Annotated in this window: 3 protein-coding genes; 2 read left to right on the forward strand and 1 reads right to left on the reverse strand. The window is 74.9% G+C overall.

Annotation, left to right across the window (positions count from 1 at the left end; genetic code table 11):
- Positions 1-8: 8 nt before the first annotated feature.
- Positions 9-1,679 (forward strand): DNA repair helicase XPB, encoded by a 1,671-nt coding sequence (locus tag FOE67_RS16885; protein ID WP_182665157.1) that lies wholly within the window; start codon positions 9-11, stop codon positions 1,677-1,679.
- Between the two features lie 108 nt (positions 1,680-1,787).
- On the opposite strand, the gene FOE67_RS16890 is transcribed toward FOE67_RS16885, so the two are convergent.
- Positions 1,788-2,099 (reverse strand): hypothetical protein, encoded by a 312-nt coding sequence (locus FOE67_RS16890; RefSeq protein WP_182665159.1) that lies wholly within the window; start codon positions 2,097-2,099, stop codon positions 1,788-1,790.
- A gap of 382 nt (positions 2,100-2,481) precedes the next feature.
- Between FOE67_RS16890 and FOE67_RS16895 the strand changes: the two genes are divergently transcribed.
- Positions 2,482-4,659 (forward strand): HelD family protein, encoded by a 2,178-nt coding sequence (locus tag FOE67_RS16895; RefSeq protein ID WP_182665155.1) that lies wholly within the window; start codon positions 2,482-2,484, stop codon positions 4,657-4,659.
- The last annotated feature ends 70 nt before the right edge of the window (positions 4,660-4,729 follow it).

The following is a 4,729-nucleotide window of genomic DNA, read 5'->3' on the forward strand; positions in this document are numbered from 1 at the left end:
GAACGCGCGTGAACGCCGGTCCGCTGATCGTCCAGAGCGACAAGACCCTGCTGCTGGAGGTCGACCACGAGCGGGCCGACGCCTGCCGTCGGGACATCGCGCCCTTCGCCGAGTTGGAGCGCGCGCCCGAGCACATCCACACCTACCGGGTCACCCCGCTGGGCCTGTGGAACGCCCGGGCCGCCGGCCACGACGCCGAGCAGGTGGTGGACGCCCTGCTCACCCACTCCCGCTACCCGGTGCCGCAGTCCCTGCTGGTGGACGTGGCCGAGACGATGGCCCGCTACGGCCGGCTGACCCTCTCCAAACACCCGGCGCACGGCCTGGTGCTCTCCAGCACCGACCGCCCGGTGCTGGAGGAGATCCTGCGCTCCAAGCGGATCAAGCCGCTGGTGGGCGCCCGCATCGACGAGGACACCGTCGTCGTGCACCCTTCCGAGCGCGGCCAGATCAAGCAGACGCTGCTGCGGCTGGGCTGGCCCGCCGAGGATCTGGCCGGGTACGTGGACGGCGAGGCGCACCCCATCGACCTGCGGGAGGACGGCTGGGCGCTGCGTCCGTACCAGAAGCAGGCCGTGGAGGGGTTCTGGCACGGCGGCTCGGGCGTGGTGGTCCTGCCCTGCGGTGCCGGGAAGACCCTGGTCGGGGCGGGGGCCATGGCCACGGCGCGGTCCACCACGCTGATCCTGGTGACCAACACGGTCTCCGCCCGGCAGTGGAAGGCGGAACTGGTGCGCCGCACCTCGCTCACCGAGGACGAGATCGGGGAGTACAGCGGCTCCCGCAAGGAGATCCGACCGGTCACCATCGCGACCTACCAGGTGCTGACCACCCGCCGGAAGGGGATCTACCCGCACCTGGAGTTGTTCGACTCCCGCGACTGGGGCCTGATCGTCTACGACGAGGTGCACCTGCTGCCGGCGCCGGTCTTCAAGTTCACCGCCGACCTGCAGGCCCGGCGGCGCCTGGGGTTGACCGCGACGCTGGTGCGCGAGGACGGCCGGGAGTCCGACGTCTTCTCGCTCATCGGCCCCAAGCGTTTCGACGCGCCGTGGAAGGAGATCGAGGCGCAGGGGTACATCGCGCCGGCCGACTGCGTCGAGGTGCGGGTGGACCTGACCGACTCCGAGCGGCTGGCGTACGCGGCGGCCGAGCCGGAGGAGAAGTACCGGTTCTGCGCCACCACCGATTCCAAGCTGCGGGTGGTGAGGCGGCTGGTGCGCCGGCACGCCGGGGAGCAGACGCTGGTCATCGGGCAGTACATCGACCAGTTGGACGAGTTGGGCGAGGCGCTCGGCGCGCCGGTGATCAAGGGCGAGACGACCAACGCGAAGCGGGAGAAGCTGTTCGACGCCTTCCGCTCGGGGGAGGTCCCGGTACTGGTGGTCTCGAAGGTCGCGAACTTCTCGGTGGACCTCCCGGAGGCCACCGTCGCCATCCAGGTCTCGGGGACGTTCGGGTCGCGGCAGGAGGAGGCACAGCGGTTGGGCCGGGTGCTGCGGCCCAAGGCGGACGGGCACGAGGCGCGGTTCTACTCGGTGGTGGCGCGGGACACCGTGGACCAGGACTTCGCGGCGCACCGGCAGCGGTTCCTGGCGGAGCAGGGGTACGCCTACCGGATCGTGGACGCGACGGAGATCACGGCGGAGGACGCCCCCGAGCCGGGGTCCAACCCCTGACGCGGTCGCCCGACGGCGCCGGGACGGGGCCGCCCGATCCCGGGGCGGGACACCCGTCGGCCTCCGGGGCCGGGTGACCGCCCGGCGCGGGCCGGTGCCCGCGCCGGGTCAGGCGCGGTGCGGGATCCCGGCGGTCGGCCCCCCGGGCGGCTCGGTGCCGTCGGGGTCGGCCGGCGCGGCGGATGCGGCGGGGTCGTGCCCCGGCGGGCCGGTCCGCCGGCGGTCGGCGGCCGGGCTCTCCCGGTCCACCCGGCCGAGGAGCGCGACCTCGGCGGCGGTGACCAGGAAGACCCGGACGGCGCGCAGGGTATCGCCGACGGGGTGACGGTGCCGGGCGGGGCGGCCCGCCCCCTCGGTCCCCAGGGCGGTGGCGCCGGAGGCGGGGCGATGACGGCGGTGCGGAAAAGTCGTGGTGGCCATATGTCCAGACTGCAACCGGAAGCCCCCCTTCGTCATCATTCGGGGGATCGAATTCCGGATCGCCCCTGATCAACCGTTCGGGTGAACACCCCGTAGGGGTACCGGGCCCGCACCGGGGAGCGCCCCGGGGGTCGGCCCCCCGGGAAATTGGTTTGTCGCAACCCGGGCCCGCGTCTATCCTTCTGCACTTCCGCCCTCCGGTCCCCCGCCGCGTGCCGGGGCGAGGGCGCCGACCGGACGGTAACCGGCCGGCTTCCCGAACCGTCCGCATCCGGGCACCCTCCCGGCACGGTCGCGCGCCCGCGGGGTCCATCGGACCGGCTGGTGCCGGCACCGTGCCGGGCCCCGTCGTGCCCGCACGTCCACGGAGGCTCCCGCCGGCATGTCCGAGACCGCCGATTCCCTTCCCCCCACCGCTCCCCGGGTCCCGGCACCACCCGCCGACCGCGAACCCGACGACCGGACCGATCCGCTGGCGGTGGAGCGGGCGCACCTCGCCGCCTCACGAGCCGCGCTGCGCGCCATGCGCGCCGACGCCGAGGCCCTGGACATCGGCGACGTCACCGCGAGTTGGGTCACCGCCGAGGTGCTGCGCGGTGACGTCGAGCGGCGGATCGCCGCCCTGGCCGATCTGGCCGACACCCCGCTGTTCTTCGGTCGCCTCGACTACCTCCGCCCGATCGACGCCGGGACCGGCCCCGGGAACGACGCCGGGGACGACGCCGGGGACGACGAGGTCGGCCGCCGGTTCCACATCGGCCGCCGCCACGTCCACGACGCGCACGGCGACCCGATGGTGATCGACTGGCGGGCCCCCGTCTCGCAACCCTTCTACCGGGCCTCCCCCGCCGACCCGCAGGGCGTGGAGTTGCGCCGCCGCTTCGGCTACGAGGGCGGGGAACTGACCGCGTTGGAGGACGAACACCTCGGCGGGCACGGCGCCGGGGCCGCCACCGACCCGGGGAACGGCGCGACCGGCGGGAACCTGCTGCTGCGGGAGATCGAGCGTCCGCGCGTCGGCCCGATGCGGGACATCGTCGCCACCATCCAACCGGAGCAGGACGAGATCGTGCGCGCCCCGCTGCGCGGCAGCCTCTGCGTCCAGGGGGCACCGGGGACGGGGAAGACGGCGGTGGGCCTGCACCGGGTGGCGTACCTGCTCTACGCCCACCGGGAGCGGCTGGCGCGCTCCGGCACGCTGGTGATCGGCCCCAACCGTTCCTTCCTGCGGTACATCGAGCAGGTCCTGCCCGCCCTCGGGGAGTTGGAGGTGCGGCAGACCACCGTGGACGCGCTGGTGACGGTCCCCGGCGGCCCCGAGCCGCGCGGCACGGACGATCCGGCGGTGGCCCGGCTCAAGGGGGACGCGCGGATGGCCGAGGTGCTGCGCCGGGCGGTGCGCTCGGGTGTGCGGATGCCGGAGGAGGCGCTGGAGGTGCCGCGCGGCGCCCGCCGGTGGCGGGTCCCGGCGCACGAGGTCGCCGAGATCGTGCGCGAACTGCTGGAGCGGGACATCCGGTACGGCGCCGCGCTGGAGGCGCTGCCGCAGCGGTTGGCGCACGCGGTACTGGTGCGGATGGAGCGGGCGGGGGAGGCCCCGGACGACCGGGTGCAGGCGGCGGTGGCGCGCAGCGCGCCGGTGAAGGCGATGGTCCGCCGGGTGTGGCCGGCGGTGGACCCGGCGAAAGTGGTGCTGCGGCTGCTCTCGGACCCGGAGTTCCTGGCGGAGCGGGCGGAAGGGGTGCTGAAGCCGGAGGAGGTGGAACTGTTGGCGTGGCCGCGCCCGGCGCGCGGGGTCCGTTCGGCGCCCTGGTCCCCGGCCGATCTGGTGCTGGTGGACGAGGCCCGTGACCTGGTGGAACGCACCCCGTCCCTGGGGCACGTGGTCCTGGACGAGGCGCAGGACCTGTCCCCCATGCAGTACCGGGCGGTGGGGCGGCGGTGTTCGACCGGCTCGGTGACGGTGCTCGGGGACCTGGCGCAGGGCACCACGCCGTGGGCCACCGGCACCTGGCAGGAGGCCATGGGGCACCTGGGCAAGCCGGAGGCGACGGTGGCGGAGCTGACCCGGGGGTTCCGGGTGCCGCGGGAGATCATCGCCTATGCCTCGCGGCTGTTGCCGATGATCGCGCCGGGGCTGGCGGAGGCCGGTTCGGTGCGACGGGCCCCCGGGTCGCTGCGGGTGCGGCGGGTGGCGGCCGGGGAGTTGGACGCGGCGGTCGTCGCGGCCTGCGGGGAGGCGCTGGAACGGGAGGGGTCGGTGGGGCTGATCGCCGCCGACGCCCGGCTGCCGGCGCTGCGCGCGGCGCTGGCCGGGGCCGGACACGAGCCGCTGGGGCCGGGGGACGAGACCTCGGCGGGGCGGAGGCTGACGCTGGTGGCGGCCTCACTGGTGAAGGGCCTGGAGTACGACCACGTGGTGCTGGACGAGCCGGCGGCGGTGATCGGCGCGGAGCCGGACGAGCGGACCGGCCTGCGGCGGCTGTACGTGGCGCTGACCCGGGCGGTCTCGGGGCTGACCGTGGTGCACCACACCCCGCTTCCGGCCGCCCTGGCCTGATCGGGGCGGGCCCGGGGCTCTGCTTTGTCCACAGCCGGTGGACAAAGCAGAGCCCCGGGCGGGGCGGGGA

The organism is Streptomyces calidiresistens (assembly GCF_014141525.1).
GTDB lineage: Bacteria > Actinomycetota > Actinomycetes > Streptomycetales > Streptomycetaceae > Streptomyces > Streptomyces calidiresistens.

Excerpts from the sequence above, each read along its gene's own strand:
- FOE67_RS16890 (WP_182665159.1), bottom strand. The coding sequence starts at position 2,099 with ATGGCCACCACGACTTTTCCGCACCGCCGTCATCGCCCCGCCTCCGGC.
- FOE67_RS16895 (WP_182665155.1), top strand. The coding sequence starts at position 2,482 with ATGTCCGAGACCGCCGATTCCCTTCCCCCCACCGCTCCCCGGGTCCCG.